General features: G+C 62.2%; 17 protein-coding genes. 9 read left to right on the top strand and 8 right to left on the bottom strand.

Annotated elements, in window-relative coordinates:
* Window positions 1-15: 15 nt before the first annotated feature.
* The 3 genes from ACZ1JM_RS06425 to ypfJ form a co-directional block, all read right to left on the bottom strand.
* Window positions 16-786, bottom strand: coding sequence for a nuclear transport factor 2-like protein (locus tag ACZ1JM_RS06425; RefSeq protein ID WP_465134010.1), 771 nt, complete (start codon window positions 784-786; stop codon window positions 16-18).
* A 38-nt stretch (window positions 787-824) separates the two neighbouring features.
* A complete protein-coding gene (locus ACZ1JM_RS06430) occupies window positions 825-1,472 on the bottom strand; it encodes a hypothetical protein (protein ID WP_465134011.1) in 648 nt (215 codons plus the stop codon).
* A gap of 88 nt (window positions 1,473-1,560) precedes the next feature.
* Window positions 1,561-2,421, bottom strand: coding sequence for a KPN_02809 family neutral zinc metallopeptidase (ypfJ, locus tag ACZ1JM_RS06435; RefSeq protein ID WP_465134012.1), 861 nt, complete (start codon window positions 2,419-2,421; stop codon window positions 1,561-1,563).
* A gap of 202 nt (window positions 2,422-2,623) precedes the next feature.
* On the opposite strand from ypfJ, the gene ACZ1JM_RS06440 reads away from it, so the two are divergent.
* From ACZ1JM_RS06440 to ACZ1JM_RS06455, 4 genes are all read left to right on the top strand, one after another.
* Entirely contained in the window at window positions 2,624-4,180 is a 1,557-nt protein-coding gene (locus ACZ1JM_RS06440; protein WP_465134013.1) for a M28 family peptidase, read from the top strand.
* 116 nt (window positions 4,181-4,296) lie between these two features.
* A complete protein-coding gene (guaB, locus tag ACZ1JM_RS06445) occupies window positions 4,297-5,754 on the top strand; it encodes an IMP dehydrogenase (RefSeq protein WP_465134014.1) in 1,458 nt (485 codons plus the stop codon).
* A 69-nt stretch (window positions 5,755-5,823) separates the two neighbouring features.
* Entirely contained in the window at window positions 5,824-6,996 is a 1,173-nt protein-coding gene (locus tag ACZ1JM_RS06450; protein ID WP_465134015.1) for an RsmB/NOP family class I SAM-dependent RNA methyltransferase, read from the top strand.
* Window positions 6,997-7,010: 14 nt separating this feature from the next.
* A complete protein-coding gene (locus tag ACZ1JM_RS06455) occupies window positions 7,011-7,553 on the top strand; it encodes a tetratricopeptide repeat protein (protein ID WP_465134016.1) in 543 nt (180 codons plus the stop codon).
* Window positions 7,554-7,578: 25 nt separating this feature from the next.
* On the opposite strand, the gene ACZ1JM_RS06460 is transcribed toward ACZ1JM_RS06455, so the two are convergent.
* Window positions 7,579-8,061, bottom strand: coding sequence for an RNA pyrophosphohydrolase (locus ACZ1JM_RS06460; protein ID WP_465134017.1), 483 nt, complete (start codon window positions 8,059-8,061; stop codon window positions 7,579-7,581).
* 249 nt (window positions 8,062-8,310) lie between these two features.
* On the opposite strand from ACZ1JM_RS06460, the gene ACZ1JM_RS06465 reads away from it, so the two are divergent.
* The 3 genes from ACZ1JM_RS06465 to ACZ1JM_RS06475 all read left to right on the top strand — a co-directional run bounded on the left by ACZ1JM_RS06465 (window position 8,311) and on the right by ACZ1JM_RS06475 (window position 12,388).
* Window positions 8,311-10,284, top strand: coding sequence for a 2-oxoacid:acceptor oxidoreductase subunit alpha (locus ACZ1JM_RS06465; protein ID WP_465134018.1), 1,974 nt, complete (start codon window positions 8,311-8,313; stop codon window positions 10,282-10,284).
* Between the two features lie 22 nt (window positions 10,285-10,306).
* Window positions 10,307-11,350, top strand: a complete 1,044-nt coding sequence (locus ACZ1JM_RS06470; protein WP_465134019.1) for a 2-oxoacid:ferredoxin oxidoreductase subunit beta — start codon at window positions 10,307-10,309, stop codon at window positions 11,348-11,350.
* A 75-nt stretch (window positions 11,351-11,425) separates the two neighbouring features.
* On the top strand, window positions 11,426-12,388 hold the full coding sequence (locus ACZ1JM_RS06475) for a metal-dependent hydrolase (RefSeq protein WP_465134020.1): 963 nt from the start codon (window positions 11,426-11,428) through the stop codon (window positions 12,386-12,388).
* On the opposite strand, the gene ACZ1JM_RS06480 is transcribed toward ACZ1JM_RS06475, so the two are convergent.
* Window positions 12,357-13,091, bottom strand: a complete 735-nt coding sequence (locus ACZ1JM_RS06480; RefSeq protein ID WP_465134021.1) for a phosphatase PAP2 family protein — start codon at window positions 13,089-13,091, stop codon at window positions 12,357-12,359. The genes ACZ1JM_RS06475 and ACZ1JM_RS06480 overlap by 32 nt on opposite strands.
* A gap of 55 nt (window positions 13,092-13,146) precedes the next feature.
* On the opposite strand from ACZ1JM_RS06480, the gene ACZ1JM_RS06485 reads away from it, so the two are divergent.
* Both ACZ1JM_RS06485 and ACZ1JM_RS06490 read left to right on the top strand, forming a co-directional pair.
* Window positions 13,147-14,526, top strand: coding sequence for a cryptochrome/photolyase family protein (locus tag ACZ1JM_RS06485; RefSeq protein ID WP_465134022.1), 1,380 nt, complete (start codon window positions 13,147-13,149; stop codon window positions 14,524-14,526).
* A 54-nt stretch (window positions 14,527-14,580) separates the two neighbouring features.
* Window positions 14,581-15,855: a class I SAM-dependent methyltransferase gene (locus tag ACZ1JM_RS06490; protein WP_465134023.1), complete on the top strand. Its 1,275-nt coding sequence runs from the start codon at window positions 14,581-14,583 to the stop codon at window positions 15,853-15,855.
* Here ACZ1JM_RS06490 and ACZ1JM_RS06495 read toward each other — a convergent pair.
* From ACZ1JM_RS06495 to ACZ1JM_RS06505, 3 genes are all read right to left on the bottom strand, one after another.
* A complete protein-coding gene (locus ACZ1JM_RS06495) occupies window positions 15,852-16,715 on the bottom strand; it encodes a transcriptional regulator (RefSeq protein ID WP_465134024.1) in 864 nt (287 codons plus the stop codon). The genes ACZ1JM_RS06490 and ACZ1JM_RS06495 overlap by 4 nt on opposite strands.
* Window positions 16,712-17,851: a GNAT family N-acetyltransferase gene (locus ACZ1JM_RS06500; protein ID WP_465134025.1), complete on the bottom strand. Its 1,140-nt coding sequence runs from the start codon at window positions 17,849-17,851 to the stop codon at window positions 16,712-16,714. The genes ACZ1JM_RS06495 and ACZ1JM_RS06500 overlap by 4 nt, the downstream gene beginning before the upstream one ends.
* Window positions 17,852-18,009: 158 nt before the next feature.
* Window positions 18,010-20,109 carry a sodium-translocating pyrophosphatase gene (locus ACZ1JM_RS06505; RefSeq protein WP_465134026.1) on the bottom strand — a complete coding sequence of 700 codons (2,100 nt, stop codon included), beginning with the start codon at window positions 20,107-20,109 and terminating at the stop codon, window positions 18,010-18,012.
* Window positions 20,110-20,142 lie beyond the last annotated feature (33 nt).

Below are 20,142 nucleotides of genomic sequence, written 5' to 3' on the forward strand. Positions count from 1 at the left end.
TCAACCGCGGCATGATCAGGCGGGCTTCATGCTCAGTTTAGCCGACATTATGTGCCATCCCTGCGATGGTCCCATGCCGCGGTTGATCTGGCGCAGCGCATAACTACCGACAAAGCGTTGCCGCCGTCCATCATCGAGCACGGCGTCCACCGTTACCGGCACAGTCACGTACAGCGAGCCTGCGCCGCCTTCGACATCGGACACTTTGCCTATTTCAACATGAGTTCGCGCCGTTTGGGCATAGCCCTTGGTGAACTCGTCCAGTGTCTGTTCGGGATTGCCGTCGGGACCCCATAAGGACCACGCCGCGCTGTAATCATGAGCATTAATCCCCGCGTAGAAGCGTTTGACGAGATCGGCAGCCGCTTCCTTGCTGATGGGATCAATGGTGCACTCGGGCGTTTTGGTTGCGTCTTCGCCCAGCAAAGCGCAGCCCCGCGCAATCTCGTTCCTGATCATCGTGCATGAATTTGCGACATTGCACGGCGGGCGAGTTGCGGGCGAAACTGCGCGGCATTGGGTGACCAGCTTTCGAGCTGCCGCTTCCCCGATATCGGCCGAACAAGATATGGTCGCCGGAGTTACCGGGAGGCCGGTGTCCTCGGAAGCCAGGGTGGCGCCGTCGGTTGAACGCGTGCCTGCCTTATCCTCCATTGGCACCGTCTCGGGACCAGCGGTGTTGCTTTGTGTAGCGGACGACTGAGCGGCCGGATCCTGCCCGCCGCATGCGCTCAACAACAGCGCGCTTGCCATCAGGGGAGCGGCGAAATGAAATACCCTTCTCATGCGTCAGAAATCATCCTGGTTACGCCATGCCGATCAGATTATTGCGCTGGCGCAGGTTGTCTGGCTTCGGGCTCCGACTTGTACGCCAGCTCCTTATCAGAGCCCTTCTTGCGGGCGCGCTTGCTGTCCTTCTTCTCCAGCTTTTCCAACGCCTTCATTTCATCGAGACGCGCCTGGACGACAGCTGCCGGGGCGGGCGATGCCGGATAACGGCACCCCTTTGTCGCGCCCACTCCCTTGAGGAATCCCCGCCGTGTCAGGCCTGCCTGAATAGCGGCGTTCACCTTGCGATCCTGGGCATTGGCGCCAGACACTTCGCGAATAAGTCCGCGGAAAGGAATGAACGAGGCGACGACCCATTTGCCAACGCGCCCCGCGCTGATGCGATCTCGTTCGGCTTGAGGAATATCGATGTCAGGACCCAGGATCTCGTCCAATTCCTGAATGGCGCCCGCGATCTGCCGGCATTTTCCAAGCCCGGAAAGATCGTAAGGTTGGGTTGTCGCCTTTACCAGCAGCGTCGGAATTTCATCGTCCCTCCCGACGTTGAGGTCGGTGATCGGGGTCTTCGCAACGTCCATCGCATCAGGATCGCGTGACGTGATCGCCCGATCCTGTTGACGCGCGCTAGCCGGTGTACCCGCCAGCGAGGCGACAATTAGGGCACTCAGCCAATAACGGCGCATCTTGATTTCCTCCTGTGGCCCGGTGCGATATTCGCCCGATCGGACCGCGCCATATGTTCATGTTCCGCCGTCACTCAAAAATGCGGCGTCATCCCTGCGACTTGAACGTGTCACAGGCATCCTCGTTCCCGGTTTCGATGCCGCGCTTCAGCCATTCCATGCGTTGGGCGCTTGACCCGTGCGTGAAGCTTTCGGGCGACACGTCCTGCCCTGATTTGCGCATCAGGGTATCATCGCCAATCGCGCTGGCGGCGGTAAGGCCCTCCTCCATGTCGCCGGGTTCGATGAGTTCGCGGTGCTTGCCGGCCCAGACCCCGGCGTAGCAGTCGGCCTGCAATTCCATTTTTACCTGAAGCGCGTTGGCCTGCGAAGGATTGCGCTGCTGCTCCTGGCGAACCTGTGCGTCCAGGCCAACGAGGTGTTGGACATGGTGCCCATACTCATGCGCGATTACATAGTAGCGAGCAAAATCGCCTTTCGCGCCAAGCTGCTTGTCCATTTGATCGTAAAAGCTGGTGTCGATGTAGATGCCCTGATCGGCAGGGCAGTAGAATGGGCCCATGGCGCTTTGCGCCGCGCCGCAACCGCTGCGTGTTCCTCCCTGATAGAAGTTCAGGGTCGGCTGTTCATATGTGATGTTAGACTTCTGGAAAATGGGCTGCCACGTGCTGTTCAGGGAGTCCAGGGCGTTGCAGGATTCCAACGCGTAGGCGTTCGCTTCGCAAATTTGCGTCGTGTCCTTGCCACCGGCCTGCTGCGATGGCGCGGAGGTCTGCTGCTGGACCCCTTCGATCGTGCCCAGCATCTGCCCCGGATCGATCCCGAATACCAGTGCCCCGATGGCGACGATCACCAGCGTGCCGCAGCCGACTTTGCCGCCACCCCCGCCGGGAAAGCCGCCACCGCTGGACACACGTATATTGCTGGGATTGAACCTGTCGAGCCGCATCGAAATGAGTCCTTCCCTGGGAACGCGATGGCGCCCCTGTTGCCGTTTTGTGTGAATACGCAACAAGGATCGGTGTTCCCTTGCAACGTCGTGTTGCGGCAACGCATCGCTGTCTCGAGACTTTGAGAAAAATGCATGAGAACCAACCGTCGTGGCGGAGATTCTTCAAGCACCTTAAGAATTGTGTCGTATAGAAAAGCGTATGAGGGCAGGCGGTTTGGCAACAGTGCTTTGGGGAAGAAGGGCGGCTGGGCGACTAGGGGTCGCCATTGCCGCGCTGTCGCTGTTGTCGATCGGCGCCACCCCCGCATCGGCCGCTGGCGTCAGCCGTTCCGATCGGGAGATAGAGGCGCGGCTGCGCAGCCATATCGAAACGCTGGCGAGTGATGATTTCGACGGTCGCGAACCGGGGACGGACGGCGAGGCAAAGACGCTTCGTTATCTTGCCAAGCAATGGTTCGACATCGGCATGGTCTCCGGCACGAACGACCCCGGCAATGAATGGTTTGCCCCCGTTTCCGTACTGGAGCGTGAGCCGGAGACGGGCACCGCGCAATTCCTGCGTAAGGGCTTCCGCACGCCCATCGCGCCAAAGGACGTGCTTGTCCTGACGTCCGGTAAACGCAGTATGGTTCGCAATGCGCCTTTGCTGTTCGTGGGGAAGGCGCGCAGCCAGGATTTCTCCCGCACCGAACTGGCGGGGCGGATCGCGGTGGTGCTGGATGGGCAGACGCCGGACAGCGCGCGTCAGAACACTTTGCTCGCGATGGGCGCTTCCGCCGTGCTGACCGTGCTCGACGGAGATCGCAGCCTTGACGATGTCGTCGCCCGACGGCGCAGGGCTGGATACGCGCTATCGGAAGATGCAATGGGCGGCGACCTTGAAGCCTTCGTCGGGCGGCCCACGATGGAAACGCTGCTGAAAGGGACGGCCCATACCTTCGCCTCTCTGGAAGAAGCTGCAGCCAAGCCGGACTTTGTGCCGATCATGCTGGACGTAACCGCCACGCTTGAGGCGACCACCAAAGAGACGACCATCCGCACCCACAACCTCATAGGCAAGTTGCCGGGTCGAAACAGCAAGGCGGGCGCGGTGCTTTTCGTGGCGCACTGGGACCATTTCGGAGAGTGCGGGGAAGCCCCGGCGGAGGATCTCATCTGCAACGGTGCGATCGACAATGCGAGCGGGGTAGCTGCGCTCACCGAAATCGGGCGGCGGCTGTCCCGCCTGCCGCCGATGGACCGCGACATCTATTTTCTGGCGACCACGGGTGAGGAATTAGGCCTTCTGGGCGCGCACGCCTTCGCCGAAGAGCCACCGTTGCCGCTGGAGAGAATCGTCGCGGCGTTCAACATCGATTCGATCGCGATCGCTCCCGCGCGGACGCCGTTTGCCATTGTCGGCCGGGGCATGACTGGGCTGGACGCGGAAATCGCCCGTGTCGCCAAGGCGGAGGGGTTCAAGCTGCGCGAGAACGACGATGCCAACGAATTCGTGAAGCGGCAGGACGGTTGGGCGCTGCTTCAGCACGATATTCCGGCGGTAATGGTCACCACGGCTTATGGTGACATCGACCGAATGCGCGCCTTCTTTGATAGCGATTATCACCGGCCTGGCGATGACCTCAATCGACCGATGGAGCTTGGCGGCGCGGTCGATGATGTGAAGATGCTCACGGCGCTGGGTCGATGGTTTGCCGATACCCGCCGCGTGCCCACCGGCGGTTTGGCGAAGAAACCGGCTAAACGCACGCGGTGATCGGGCAGCACTTCGGCCCCGCTTTGAAATTGATCGCGATGAGGCTCTAGCCGTGATGGCCCCCTTTGATTACATGGGCCGCCACGATTCTCCCCGCAAAGGCATTGGTGGCGCATATGGATATCCAGCTCGGACTCACTTTTGACGACGTACTGCTGCGTCCCGCCAAGTCCGACATTGTCCCTACCCAGGCCGACACGCGCACCATGCTGACGCGCTCGATCGGGTTGAACATTCCCGTGATCTCGTCGGCGATGGATACCGTGACGGAGGCTGACATGGCGATCGTCATGGCGCAGATGGGCGGCCTTGGCGTGCTCCACCGCAACCTCACCATAGAGGAGCAGGTCGCCGCCGTCCGTCAGGTTAAGCGCTTCGAAAGCGGCATGGTCGTCAACCCGATCACAATCGATCCCAACGCCACGCTTGGGGAAGCGCAGGCGCTGATGCTGGCTCACAAGATCAGCGGTATTCCGGTCGTGGAAGCATCGGGCAAGCTGGTGGGCATCCTCACCAACCGGGACGTCCGTTTCGCCGATAACCGCAATCAGCCGGTGCGCGAATTGATGACGCATGACAACCTGGCCACCGTGAAGGTCAACGTGGGCAAGGACGAAGCCCGCCGCCTGCTTCACCAGCGTCGGATCGAAAAGCTGCTGGTGGTTGACGACAGCTTCCACTGCGTGGGCCTCATCACCGTCAAGGACATCGAAAAGGCGGTGACCTACCCGGATGCCACCAAGGACGCAGCAGGCCGCCTTCGCGTCGCCGCTGCAACGACTGTGGGCGACAAGGGGTTCGAACGCACCGAAGCGTTGCTTGCTGCGGAATGCGACGTGGTGGTGATCGACACCGCGCACGGCCATAATCGCGACGTCGCCATTGCTGTAGAGCGGGTCAAGAAGCTGTCGAACTCGGCACAGGTCATCGCCGGCAACATCGCCACGGCCGAGGCCGCTCGCGCCCTGATCGATGCGGGCGCGGACTGCGTGAAAGTGGGCATCGGCCCCGGCTCGATATGCACCACGCGCATCGTGGCCGGTGTAGGCGTGCCGCAGTTGACCGCCGTCATGGAAGCGGCAGAGGAAGCCGAGAAGTCCGGCGTTCCGGTTATTGCCGATGGCGGGCTGCGCACGTCCGGTGACGCGGCCAAGGCGCTTGCCGCCGGTGCATCGACGATCATGGTGGGATCGATGCTCGCCGGAACCGAGGAAGCACCGGGCGAGACGTTCCTGTATCAGGGCCGCGCCTACAAGTCCTATCGCGGCATGGGATCTGTCGGTGCCATGGGCCGTGGCTCGGCGGATCGGTATTTCCAGGGTGACATCAAGGACCAGATGAAGCTGGTGCCCGAAGGCATCGAGGGCCAGGTCGCCTACAAGGGCCCGGCTCGCGACGTCATCCACCAGCTGGTGGGCGGCATCAAGGCAGCTATGGGCTACACCGGGTCCGCGACGATCGAGGATATGCGCCGCAATTCGAAATTCATCCGCATCACTAACGCAGGGCTTCGCGAAAGCCACGTCCATGACGTGACGATCACCCGCGAAGCACCCAACTATCCTACGCGGTAAGTTCTCCGGAGTACCTGCTCGGGGGGGCGGGATACGGGGGGACGCTTTCGTCATGTCGAGGCTCTCGGCATGACGCCTGCTGCGCGCGTGCAAATGGCGATCGATGTGGTCGATCTGGTGATAGAGGCGGCCCGCTCCAACGGCGCGCCCGCTGATCGGCTCATCGCCGACTGGTTCAGGTCCCGCCGCTTCGCAGGCAGTGGCGACCGGCGCGCCGTGCGCGAACTGGCATACCGCGCCATCCGGGTCTGTGGAGAAGTCCCCGAATCCGGTCGTGCGGCCATGCTGCGGGTTGCAGAGCAAGACCCCCAGATCGCGACGTTGTTCGATGGGTCCACCCATGCGCCTGCGCCGATCGCTCCCAACGAGCCGATCGCGAGCGGCGGGGTCGCTCCCGCGTGGCTGGTCCGGCGCCTGGCGGATAGCGATGTAGACGCCGCACAGGGGGAGGCGCTTTTGGGGCGTGCTCCGCTTGACATCCGGGTGAACGCCCTGCGCGCCGGTAATCTGGATATGCCATCAGGGGGAGAGCGGACCGTAGCGGCCAACGGCTGGCGCTATCCACCCGAAACCCGCATCGAACAGACCGCCGCTTATACCAACGGTGTGATCGAGGTGCAGGACACTGGCTCGCAGCTTACGTGCGAAGTGGTGGCTGCTCGGCCCGGCGAGACCGTGATCGATCTGTGCGCCGGGGCAGGGGGCAAGACCCTCGCGCTGGCAGCGGCCATGGACAACACCGGGACCCTGATCGCCTGCGATGCCGACCGAACCCGCCTCTCGCGCCTGCCTCCGCGCGCCGAACGTGCCGGGGCGAGCATCATCGAAACCTTGTTGCTCGATGCGAACCGGGAGATGGAGGCGCTGGCCCCATTCATCGATCGAGCCGATGCAGTGCTGGTCGATGCGCCATGTTCAGGGATTGGCACCTGGCGGCGCAATCCCGAAGCGCGCTGGCGGCTGACCGAAAAGCAGCTTGATCGCTACGTCGCCATTCAATCGCGTTTGCTGGATGTCGCCGCGCGACTGGTCCGACAAGGTGGGCGGCTGGTGTTCGTCACCTGCTCACTGCTGGATGCGGAAGGGGCTTCGCAGGCGGCAGGGTTTCTGGCGCGTAACCCGGGATGGCGCGCCGATATCCCTGTGTTGCCGGCTGGCGAGCAGCGCGGACATGGCCTGCGATTATCACCGTATCGTGACGGAACCGATGGGTTTTTCGTCGCACGGTTTGTTCGTCTGTGATAACGAGGGCGCCTATGATGAGGACGAAGACCTCGGCCAAGGACCTGCTGATGCGTTATACGCCTGTTGCTGTTGCCCTATCCCTTCTTGCCGCCATTTCCTCCAGCGCCACCTTTTCCCAAACACCCACACCGATGGACCCGCGCGCTGCAGCGTTGGTGGAGCAAGGGCGCGCGGCGCTCTCCTCCGGCAACGTGGATGGCGCCATCGATGCCTACGAAGCCGCGCTGACGGTGGAACCCGGTAATGTGCCCGTTCTCCTCGGACTGGCCGAAGCCACTCGTCGTCAGGGGATGCAGGGCAAAGCGCTGCACTATTACCGGGTCGCGCTGAACAACGACCCGCGCAACCTGGCCGCCATCGCGGGCGAAGGAGTAGCCCTTGCTGAAAAGGGCGCGACCGAACGTGCCAACCGCAACCTCGCCCGGTTACAGACGCTGTGCGGCAAATCCTGTTCGGAAACAGAAGGTCTGGCTGCTGCAATCGCTCGCGGACCTTCGGCTCGGGTGGTTACCGCTGATGCGGCCCAACCGAAGCCGATGGTTTCCGAAAACTAGAAATTACAGCCTCTAGCGCGGACGGTTAGATCAGGGCGCGAAACTCTTCCAGAACAGCGCGATAGACGCGCTTCTTGAAGGGAACGATCAGGTCGGGCAGCAATTCGGCCTCGACCCACTTCCATTCGCAGAATTCAGGCGGTTGGTGAGCCTTCAGGTCGATGGCGTCATCGCAGCCATCGAACCTAGCGAGATACCAGGTCTGCCGCTGGCCGCGGTATTTGCCCTTCCAGAGTTTGCCGACCAATTCCTCGGGCAGATCGTAGAGCAGTTCCTCCCGCGTATGGGCGAGGATTTTGACGTTGGCTTCGTGAACGCCGGTCTCTTCCCATAGTTCGCGCAAGGCTGCGGCCTTCAGATCCTCGCCATCGTCCACGCCGCCTTGGGGCATCTGCCACCAGTCGCCCTCGCGATTGTCGATTCGCTTGCCGACGAAAACGTGTCCGTCCGCGTTGACGAGCATGACGCCCACGCAGGGGCGATAGGGCAGAGCCGTAAAATCAGTCATTGAAATCAACTATTCCAGACAAAAAGGAGAAGAGTAAATCCGGTGTTATGCCGCGAATTGCGACTATCCCGACAGAATCGCCCGACGGCACGGGCTTGACTGAACAGTATTGTGGCCCACACTCTGGTTCAGGCGCAAATTATAGGTTTGTTTGCTCAACAGAAAACTAATTTGCGACTGGGAAAGATGGTCCGCACTCTCACCGGGGGAAGGACAACCGGCACAGACCGGGCGACAGAGGATCAAGCCATGGCGACTATACCTGCCGAGCATCCATCCACGTCATCGCGAACACCGGAGCTTACCGGCTCACCCGAGGCTGTGGTCGTGCGCTTTGCCGGCGATTCGGGTGACGGCATGCAGTTGACGGGCGGCCAGTTCACCTTGTCGACAGCGCTTGCGGGCAACGACCTGTCGACCTTCCCGGATTTTCCAGCCGAAATCCGCGCCCCGCAAGGGACGCTGTTCGGCGTCTCTGCTTTCCAGATCAACTTCGGGTCCAGCGAAGTCACTACCGCCGGCGACGCGCCGGATGTGCTGGTGGCGATGAACCCCGCAGCGCTCAAAACCAACGTTCAGGCCTTGAAGTCCGGCGGGTTGGTCATTGCAGACAGCGGCGAATTCACCAAGCGCAACCTTGAAAAGGCGAAGTACGAGTCCAGCCCACTGGACGACGACAGTCTGGCCAAGTGGGACGTGCTGGCTTTCGATATCTCGGCCCTGACGCTGGAGGCGGTGAAGCCGTTCGGGCTGGGCAACAAGGAAGCGCTGCGTTGCAAGAACATGTGGACGCTGGGGCTGGCGTTGTGGATGTTCGATCGCGACCGCAAGCCACTGGTCGATTGGCTCAACGCCAAGTTTGCGAAAAACCCGGTTCTGGCAGAGGCCAACATTGCCGCGCTGAACGCCGGCCATGCTTATGGCGAGACGGCGGAATTGGCCGGCCCCTTGCGCAAACTCCACATCGATCCCGTCGAGTCCGAACCGGGCCTTTATCGCACGATTACTGGCGCCGAGGCAGTATCGTTGGGGCTGGTCGCGGGCGCACAACTCGCCGGGCTGCCGATGTTTTTCGGCGGATACCCGATCACCCCGGCGTCCGCGGTGCTGCATCATCTCGTCAAGATGAAGGAATTTGGCGTCACCACCTTTCAAGCGGAAGACGAGATCGCGGCGATATGCGCCGCGATCGGCGCGTCCTACGCCGGAAGTCTTGGTGTCACCTCCTCGTCCGGCCCCGGCCTGGCCTTGAAGGGTGAAGCGATGGGTCTGGCGATCATGACCGAGCTGCCGCTGGTGATCGTCAACTCGCAGCGCGGTGGACCGTCCACCGGATTGCCCACCAAGACCGAGCAATCAGACCTTTACCAAGCGGTGTACGGTCGCAATGGCGACGCCCCTTTGCCAGTGATTGCCGCCCGTTCTCCCGCCGATGCATTCGAGTGCGCGATCGAGGCCTGTCGCGTCGCCGTCCATTACATGACGCCGGTGATCCTGCTGACGGATGGCTACATCGGCAACGCGTCGGAGCCTTGGAAAGTGCCCGATCCCGAGGCGTTCACGCCTTTCCCGGTGCAGTTCCTTGAAACGGGCAACAATCCCAAAGGCGCCGACGATAAAGTGCTTCCGTTCAAGCGGGATGGTCGCGGCGTGCGTCCCTGGATCAAGGCGGGAACGCCGGGCCTGATGCATCGCATCGGCGGTATCGAAAAAGCGATCGACACCGGCAACATCGATTACGCTCCCGATGTGCATCAAGCGCAGACCGATGCCCGCAAAGCCAAGATCGACGGCATCGGCAACGACATTCCTGCGCAGGAAGTGTCTCTCGGCAATCCGGGCGGCAAGCTGGCAGTTGTGGGATGGGGATCGACTTACGGACCCATCCATCAGGCGGTTCGGCGGGCGCGGCGCAAGGGGCTGGACGTCAGCCATGTGCATGTCCGCCACATCTGGCCACTTCCTGCGAACCTTGGCGAACTGCTGGCCGGTTATGACCACGTTCTGGTGCCGGAGATGAACACCGGCCAGTTCAAGACCGTGCTGCGCGATCAGTTCCTGATCAATGCCGTTCCCCTCAGCAAGACCAGCGGGCAACCCTTTGCCATCGCCGAAATCGAGACGGCCATCGCCGCGTTCTTCGATGCGGTGCCGGATAATGAAGGCGGCGAAGTGCCGGTGAACGTCACCCAGCTTCCCGCCCCCGAAATCGAACAGCCGTGAGCAGACGGACGGAGATCCATTCATGAACGACATGACCCCGATCCAGACCACTCTCAAGGACTGGGAAACCGATCAGGAAGTACGCTGGTGTCCCGGCTGTGGCGACTACGCTATTCTCAAGGCGGTTCAGCGGACCCTGCCGATGGTCGGTGCAGACCCCAAGAATACCGTTTTCGTCTCCGGGATTGGCTGCTCCAGTCGCTTCCCATACTACGTTGAAAGCTATGGTTTCCACACGATCCATGGCCGTGCCCCCGCGGTCGCGACGGGGATCAAGCTCGCCAACCCCGAGCTCGACATCTGGTTGGTCACTGGAGATGGGGACGGGATGTCCATCGGTGGCAACCACACGATGCATGTCCTGCGCCGTAATCTGAACTGTCAGATCATGCTGTTCAACAATGAGATCTACGGTCTGACGAAGGGGCAATATTCGCCGACCAGCCGGGTGGGCACGCCGTCACCCACGTCGCCGATCGGGTCGGTGGACCGCCCCGCCAGCCCTTGCGCGTTTGCGCTTGGGGCCGGAGCGCGGTTCGTGGCGCGGGGGTATGATGTGTCCAAGGATCTGCCGGACGTGCTCATCGCCGCCTATCGGCATCCGGGCGCGGCGTTTATCGAAATTTTTCAGAACTGCATCGTCTACAACAAGGATCGGTTCGATGACTTCACCGCCAAGGCAGTCGCGGCGGACAACCAGATCATGTGCCAGGACGGAGAGCCGCTGGTGTTCGCCAAGGGCACGAAGGGCCTCGCACTGGACATCGAAACACTGTCGCTGAAGGTCGTGGAGGTGACGGACGGCGATTGGCAAGCCGCTGGGGTGGCAAGGCACAATGCCCGCAACCGGGGCTTGGCGCATATGCTGATCGAAATGCCGTTCGGGGAGTTTCCGATGGCGCTGGGTGTCATTTACGACGATCCCGCTCCGACGTTCGAGAGTGCGGTCGTGGCCGAACGTGCCAGCCTGATCGCTGGAAAGACCGCCGATCTTGGCAAGCTGCTGTCAAAAGGACAGACATGGACGGTTGACGCCCCGGAAGCAGGGCATCGCCTGATGGAATGACGGTGAAGGTCAGGCGGGGGCTTGCTTTGACGTTCAGCTGATCCAATAAGCCCCACATGCAAGTATCGCCAAAGCATGGATAATCTCACCCACAGCCTGGTCGGTTGGGCGCTGGCTGAAGCGGGGTTGAATAACCGGACTCGCAAGGGGCTGGCCGCTTGCGTGCTGGCAGCGAATATGCCGGACATCGACGTGTTCTTCGGTTGGGCTCCATGGGCACCGCTAGCGATGCATCGCGGATTTACCCATGGACTAGTCGGCGGTGTTTTGCTGATGCCGCCGCTGCTGGCCGGGTTGCTATTGCTGCTCGACCGCTGGCAGTTGTCGCGTGGCGCGATCTTCGCCAGCGGACTCCCCATGCGGTGGGGTTGGTTAGTGGCGCTTTGTTATCTCGGCGCGCTCACCCATCCTTTGCTCGATCTTCAAAATACTTACGCGGTGCAGCTCATGTCTCCCCTGAGCACGCACTGGTTCCATACCGACAGCCTGTTCATAATATCGCCCTGGTTGCTCGCAATCTTGGGTGTCGGGATAGCGCTGGCGCGACGGCGGTATCGCCAGCGGCGTTCAAGCCCCGGCACGCCCGCGATCGCCGCATTGGCTGGCGTCGCAACTTTCATCGCGGCCAACATTACGATATCCGCTTTCGCCTGGACAGCGACTGACGGTCATCCCGACCGCGTTTTTGCCTCTCCCGAACCGTTCGCCTTCTGGCGGAGGGACGTGGTGTGGCGAGTAAACGGCATTCTGTTTAGAGGCCATTTCGATCCGTTTGATAGCGTCAAGGCCATCACTCGCAGCGGGCCACCCGTACCGGACAACATGAGCGATCCGCTGGTCAAACAAGCGATCGCCGCCAGTCCGGAAGCGGCCGATTTTCTCGCTTGGGCTCAGATGCCGTTCGCCCGCGTGAAAAATGAAAGTTGCTCGGCTTATGTCACTTTTGGCGATGCGCGCTACATGGATGGGCGTGCGGCGAACAGCTTTACCGTGAGAGCCACCGTGCCTATTGCGGCGGCGGGCTGCCCGGCTCGCTGAAATCTTCCGCCGCGTCCACGGTGGCCTTGGCCGGGCGATAAAGCAGCGGGCTGGCGAGAAATGCCCAGCCTGCGCCGCCCAGCCATCCGGCGATGACGTCGCTGGGGAAGTGCACTCCCAGCCAGACCCGGCTCCACGCGATGATCAGGCTGATCGCCATCGCACCCAAAATCAGTGTCGCCCGCACCGATCTGCGGCGGCTGAGCGCGGCGAAAGCCAGCGCCATCGCGATGTAGACGACCGCCGAATTAAAGCTGTGTCCACTGGGAAAACTGTTCCCGCCTGCTTCCATCAGGTGCGGCACGATCTCGGGCCGGGGGCGACCCACTAGTGTCTTGAGGGCGCTGTTCACCGCCCAGCCGGATGCAACGGTGAACGCGAACAGCGCCGCTTCTCGTCGCAGGCTCAGGAACAGTAGGGATACCACCGCTGCAATCGCAAAGAGGTTGCGCAGGACGACGCCGCCCAACGCGGTGATGTCGCGCACGGCCTCCAGCATGCGCGGTGATCCCAGCGGCTGCAGGGTATCGTCGCGCCAGAATAGAAGGCCCATCTGGTCGATTGCGTCGGCGTGTTCGGTTCGCACGCTCCACGCCACGAACGCGACCCCCAGCCAGCACACCGCCGCGCTAGCGAACGCCTTGCGCGGGTCGATCCGAAAGCCGCGAACGGGCAGGGTGACGGTTTGAGAAGCTACGACCACGGACAGGGAACGCTCTTATGCAACAGGCGTTGCCCCCGGTAATGAGTTTGATCCTATGACCAGCCCCGTGATCGTGTGGCTAAGGCGCGATCTGCGTCTGGCCGATCAACCTGCCTTCGTCGAAGCGGCGCACACAGGCCCCATCATTCCGGTCTATATCTGCGATGATGAAACACCGAAGCACCGCGCGATGGGCGGGGCGTCGCGGTGGTGGCTGCACCATTCCCTCAAGAGCCTGGATGCGGCCTTGCGCGACAAGGGATCGCGCCTGATCCTGCGCCATGGACGCAGCGACGAGGTTCTGGCCGCCTTGGCGAAGGAAACCGACGCGAGCGAAATTCATGCTCTCCACCACTACGAACCGTGGTGGCGGAACGCGGAAAAGGCAGTGGCCAAGAACCTGAACCTGTGTCTCCATCACGGCAATTATCTGGCGCCGCCCGGGTCGATCACCACAGGGTCCGGGGGCATGTACAAGATCTACACGCCTTTTTGGCGAGCGCTGCGCGAACGCATGCCTCCGCACGAGCCGCACCGCCGGCCGTTCGAGATACCCGCCCCTTCCACATGGCCGAAGTCGGACAAGCTGGAAGACTGGAATCTGCTCCCCGATAAGCCGGATTGGGCCGGGGGCATGCGCGACATGTGGGAGCCGGGAGAGGAGGGTGCAGCCAAACGCCTGCGCGCTTTTGTCAAAGCAGCAGATGCCTATGGCGATGCACGGAACTTGCCGTCTGAGGAAGGCACGTCGATGTTGTCTCCTCACCTGCATTTCGGGGAGATATCGCCATCGCAGGTTTGGCATGCCGTAGCGGACGCGGGTGGATCGGTCGGCACATTCCTCGGTGAAATTGGCTGGCGTGACTACGCTCAGAACGTGATCCTCCAGTATCCCGATTACGGCAGCAAGTATGCCCGCGATCCTTTCGGCGATTTCCCCTGGCGCCAAAGCAAGAAGGATTTGGAAGCCTGGCAGAAGGGGCGCACCGGTTATCCGATCGTCGATGCCGGTATGCGGCAGCTTTGGCACACCGGGTGGATGCATAACCGCGTGCGGATGATAGCCGCCAGCTTCCTGATCAAGCATCTCCTGATCGACTGGCGCGAGGGGGAGCAGTGGTTCTGGGATACTCTGGTTGACGCCGATTACGGCAACAATTCCGTGAACTGGCAATGGACCACAGGGTCGGGCGTCGATTCCAACATGTTCGTGCGTATCATGGCGCCGATCACCCAGTCCGAAAAGTTCGATGCCGCCGCCTATATTCGTGAGTGGGTGCCTGAACTCGCCGACCTCTCGGACGCCGATATTCACGATCCGCCGCCCGACAAACGGCCAAAGGAATATCCGGAGCGCCGCATCGATCACCGTGATGCTCGGGAGCGGGCGCTCGATGCGTTCAAACAAGCCAAGGCTGCCGCTGGAAAAGCCTAGGAAAACGCGTTTCTGCCGATTGCCGACTTTCGCATTTCATCCCATATCGACGCCATGAATGCGCATGTGCCGGGCAGAGGCGGGGAACTTGTCGAAGGGGGACGCGCCATTGGCGTTGGTCCGCAGTGGCTCGCGCGCCTATGGTCGGGCGGGGTTCACCGGATCATCGATAGGATCGATCGCGGACTGGTGCGCGGATCGATCACGGCGACCCTACCCGGCGGCGAAACACGCATGCTTGGCGGGCGACAACCCGGGTTCGACGCTGTCGTCCATCTGAAGAGTTACCGCGCATTGCTGCGTCTGGCCACGTCCGGGTCGGTGGGCTGGTATCAGGCGTGGGAAGCGCACGAATGGGATAGTCCCGACCCGGTGCCGCTATTCGCCCTGTTCATGGACAACGCGGTGGCGCTCGGCAGCGTGGCTCGCGCCCACGGACCTTGGCGGGTGCTGGCGCGTCTGGTGCATGGTCTGAACCGCAACACGCGGGCGGGTTCGCTGCGGAACATTCACGCCCACTACGATCTTGGCAACGATTTCTACACCCAGTGGCTGGGCGATACGATGCTCTATTCCAGCGCGCTGTATGGCGGGCAAGGATCTGCTTCTGAGGAGAGCGATCTGGATCGCGCGCAAGCCGCGAAGGTGGCGGCGATGATCGACCGAATGGCGGTCCAACCCGGTGATCGAGTGCTTGAGATCGGATGTGGATGGGGCACGCTCGCCGCCAGGCTGGCTGAAACCAGGCACGTGCACGTCGATGCGATCAGCCTCTCGGACGAGCAACTGGCCTATGCCCGCGACCGCTGGGACGACGGGACGCGAGGGCTGGAGTTCCGCAAACAGGACTATCGCGATGTTTCAGGCCAGTATGACGCCATTGCCTCTGTCGAGATGGTGGAAGCCGTAGGACAAGCCTACTGGCCCGCCTTCTTCGATTGTCTGGCACAAAACCTGAAGTCCGGGGGCAGGGCGGCGATCCAGTTCATCTCGATTCACGATGACGTGTTCGATCGCTACGCCCGCAGCGCGGACTTCATCCAGACCTTCATCTTCCCCGGCGGGATGCTGGTGAGCGAGGCGCAGTTCCAGGCGCTGGCCGCCGAACGCGGACTGACGTGGGAGGACCGGCAGGGCTTCGGGCAGGACTATGCGCGAACGCTGCGACAATGGCGGACGAACTTCGATCTCGCAGTCGAAGAGGGACGCTTGCCGCAAGGCTTTGACGAACGGTTCGTCCGCCTTTGGCGCTATTACCTGATGTATTGCGAAGGCGGTTTTCTGGGCGGCGGCATCGACGTGGCGCAAGTGACCTTGGTGAAAGTCTAACCCGCGCCCAGCTTGCGCGCGATCCGCCAGGCCAGCGCCTTCGTGCGGTTGGCGGCAGGCCATCGTCCGGGCGGGGACGGCGTGACCCCCAACTTGCGCAGGAAGCCATTGAAAGCGCGTGCATCCGCCTCCGCAAAGCTCCATTCAGAGCGCCAGGTTATGGAGAGCGATACGGATGGCTCCGGCCCGTTCCGCACGAAATGCGGTGCCATCACCGGGACATAGACGGCTTCACCCGCGATCAGCGGGAACTCTCGCCCCCCTGCCAGAAGGTCATCCCGCCAGCGAAGTTCGCGTCCGCCGCCAGTGTGATAGGTTTCGTGCACTTCGTCCGGTGCGTAGGTCTCATCGCCCGCCGGAAATTGGGTCATGACCTTTGATCCGCGAACCTGCATCAGGATGTTGTGCTCAGGATCGAAGTGATACGGCGTTACGCCCCCCGCCGATGTGACGAACACGAAGCCCTGCGTCTTGAGCATCCGTCCGGTACGAGCCTCTATGTCCAGGCGAATCTCGGCGAGCAGGTCGGAAAGGAGAGCGGCGTAGGCGGGGTGCTGCTCGATATTCTTGAGGACCGCCCACGACCGGGTGGTTTCGATGTGGCGGATGGTTTCGCCGATAGGAATACCGGTTGGTTCGGGCTTACCATTGACGCCGATGGGCTGGTCCGCCGCATTGTATTCGATCGATGCAATGGGCAGCGCTTCTGCCAGCGCAGCAAGGGCGTCGAGCTCCAGCAGGGGGTGTACGCCCAGCGCGTGGGTTAGCTTGTGCGGCATTTCGGGGTAACTCGCGGCGAACGTGGCGCGGGCAGATGGAGGAAACACGTCGTTCGATAGCGAAGGGATGGGGACGTTCATGAGGTGGGTCCGGCAGGTTTCTCAGCGGGATTGCGGGCCATTTCTGCACCTACGAAACGGCGGAAAGCGGCCCGCCGCACACCCCCGCCGATCGCGACGGATAGCCTGACGACCGTGCGACGCTCGCGCCAGAGATGGTCGATCATCGGATGGTCCGCACTCGCGCAGCTGTCGGTCCACTCGATGCCCTGCCGCGCCAGCATCTGCAAATTCTCCCGCTGCAGCAAGACGCCGGGGGAAAAGCGCGCGTAGTCCTCATCGAACGCGGTCTTGTACGAATAGGCGCCGGGTGGCGTCAGGAAACTGGCCAGCATCGCGATCGGCCTGCCGTCGAGGGTAAGGGTCAATCGTTCCAATCGGCCAAGCTCGGCCGCTCCTTCAAGGCTCGCGGAGAACATCGCGGCGTTAGCCGGGTCGCAACCCAGCGCCGATCCCGCCTTCCCTTTCCATCCCGATCGTTCGAGCGCGAGGAAAGTATGGCACCAGTCCTCGATGCCTGTTGCATCGGTACGCCGCTCAACCGCAACAGTTCCCTCATCGGCCAATCGATTGGCCTGACGGCGCAGTTCCTTGCGTTTTTTCCCCGACAGCGATGTGTCGAGGTAGGCGTCCGGCGAAAGATCGGACGCGAGCATGGCCCGTTCCTCGGCGTGGACGATCTCGATCTGGCGCCCTGTCGCTCCGGCTACGCCAGCAAGGGCAGTGTGCATGGGGCCGTCCAGCACCATCGCCCGCAAGTGCATGAACATGGCAGCGCCCGGCTCGGCGTCCGCCCAACGCAATACGGCTTTCCAGAAAGGGGCCTCATGGCCCCGCGCGACCAGAGGCACGCCGCAAAACGCGTTGGCGTGCAGCCAGCTTGCGAGATGAGGGATCGGCCAGCGATAGTATCGGCCTGCGCGCACCACAGGCATGAGGCCTGCCAACCGGCCTTCATGCTCATAGCGCAGCATCATCACTCCAGCGGTATCCGGAAGATGACGCAGCGATGGCAGCAGGTACCAGCTTTCGAAAAAGGGATTGGGCTCACTCGCTCGACCCCCCAGGTCATCCCACGCCGCCACTTCGCTTTCCAGCGCGGTCCAGGGTACGCAAGTCAGGCGTCCGGCGATCTCGGCGATAGTGCTGGATGCCACTTGGGCGATTGTCCCGATTGCTGGCGGATTGCCGGTTTGCAATCGAGATAATAGTCATCCATCAAGGAAATGCTAATGAAGCCTGCCCGAGCAGTGCTCGGTCGGACCCGATGCCCCCCGACAAAACGTCAGGAAAGCATCGGCCCCGGCTTGGCAGATCAGCCGGCGGCGAGAGCGGCCAGAAGCAGCAGTGCCACGATATTGGTGATCTTGATCATCGGGTTGACGGCAGGACCGGCGGTATCCTTGTACGGATCGCCGACGGTGTCGCCCGTGACCGCCGCCTTATGGGCGTCCGATCCTTTGCCGCCGTGGTTGCCGTCTTCGATGTACTTCTTGGCGTTGTCCCACGCGCCTCCACCAGAGGTCATGGAAAGCGCCACGAACAGCCCACTGACGATCACGCCCAGCAACAGGGCGCCCAAGGCAGCGAACCCGTTGGCTTGGCCTCCGACCCATCCGATCACGTAGTACACTGCGATCGGGGCCAGCACCGGCAGCAGCGATGGCACGATCATTTCCTTGATTGCGGCCTTGGTGACGAGGTCGACCGTCCGGGCATAGTCCGGCTTCTGCTCGTATGTCATGATGCCCGGCTTTTCGCGGAATTGCGCACGCACGTCGAGCACGACATCGCCAGCCGCGCGGCCTACTGCCGTCATCCCCATCGCGCCGAAGAGATAGGGCAGCAGCGCGCCGAGCAGCAGCCCGACGATGACATACGGGTTTTCAAGGCTGAAATCGACATCCAGCTCAGGGAAGAACTCCCGCAAGTCCGTGGTGTAAGCGGCGAACAGGACCAGCGCGGCAAGCCCCGCCGATCCGATGGCATAGCCCTTCGTCACGGCCTTGGTAGTGTTGCCCACCGCGTCCAGAGCATCGGTCTTTTCGCGAACGGCATCGTCCAGACCGGCCATCTCGGCGATCCCGCCAGCATTGTCGGTGACGGGACCATAGGCATCGAGCGCCACGACCATCCCGGCCACCGCGAGCATGGCAGTCGCCGCATAGGCGATCCCCAGCAGTCCGGCGAGCTGGTAGGCGATGATGATGCCCGCAACGATCACGATCGTCGGCAGCGCGGTCGCCTCAAGGCTGATCGCGAGGCCCTGGATCACGTTGGTGCCGTGGCCGGTTTCCGAAGCCTTGGCGATGGACCGTACCGGACGATAGTTGGTGCCCGTGTAGTATTCGGTGATCCAGATGATCAGGCCGGTGATCACCAGGCCCAGCAGCGCGCACCAGAACAGGTCCATGCCGCTGAACGGAAGGTCGCCGATCGGCGCATCGATGTTGCCCTGCTGCACGAACCAGATGCACCCGTAGATCGCCGGGACGGACAGGACTGCGGTAACGAGGAAGCCCTTGTACATCGCGCCCATGATGTTTGTGCCCGAGCCTAGCCGGACGAAGTAGGTGCCGATGATGGAGGTCACGATGCACACCCCGCCGATGAGCAGCGGCAACGTCATCATTGCGAGGAGATAGGCGCCGAGCCCTTTTACCAGCAGCGCCGTCAGCACCATCGTCGCGCCCACGGTGACGACGTAGGTCTCGAACAAGTCGGCGGCCATGCCTGCGCAGTCGCCGACGTTGTCACCCACGTTGTCGGCGATGACGGCGGGGTTGCGAGGGTCGTCCTCGGGGATTCCGGCTTCCACCTTGCCCACCAGGTCCGCGCCAACGTCAGCCGCCTTGGTGAAGATGCCGCCCCCTAGCCGCGCGAAGATGGAGATGAGGGAGGCGCCGAACGCAAGAGCGGTCAGCGCTTCGACGACGGTGCGGTCCGTTCCGCCAACTTCGTGCCCGGCGATCGCGGTGAGATACCAGAAGAACACTGAAATCGCGAGGAGAGCGAGGCCCGCCACCAGCATGCCGGTGATCGCCCCGGCGCGAAACGCCAAGGTTAGCCCGTCCTGCAATCCGCGCTGCGCGGCGGCCGCCGTGCGAACGTTGGCGCGAACGGATATGTTCATCCCGACGAAGCCTGCCAGTCCAGACAGGATCGCCCCGATCACGAAGCCGCTGGCCGATACCAGCCCGAGAGTAACCGCGATGATGATTGCAACGATCACGCCGACGATGGCGATCGTGGAATATTGTCGTTTCAGATAAGCCTGCGCGCCTTCCTGAATGGCGGCGGAGATTTCCTGCATCTTGGCGTTGCCGGCCGGTGCACTGAGCACCTGTCTCGATGTGATGAAGCCATAGACTATGGCCAATAGTCCCAACACAATTGCGATCGTGATCAAGTTCACTGAACGCCCCCTTCCCAATGGGTTATTGTTATT

This window comes from Novosphingobium sp. BL-S-24, from assembly GCF_055521575.1.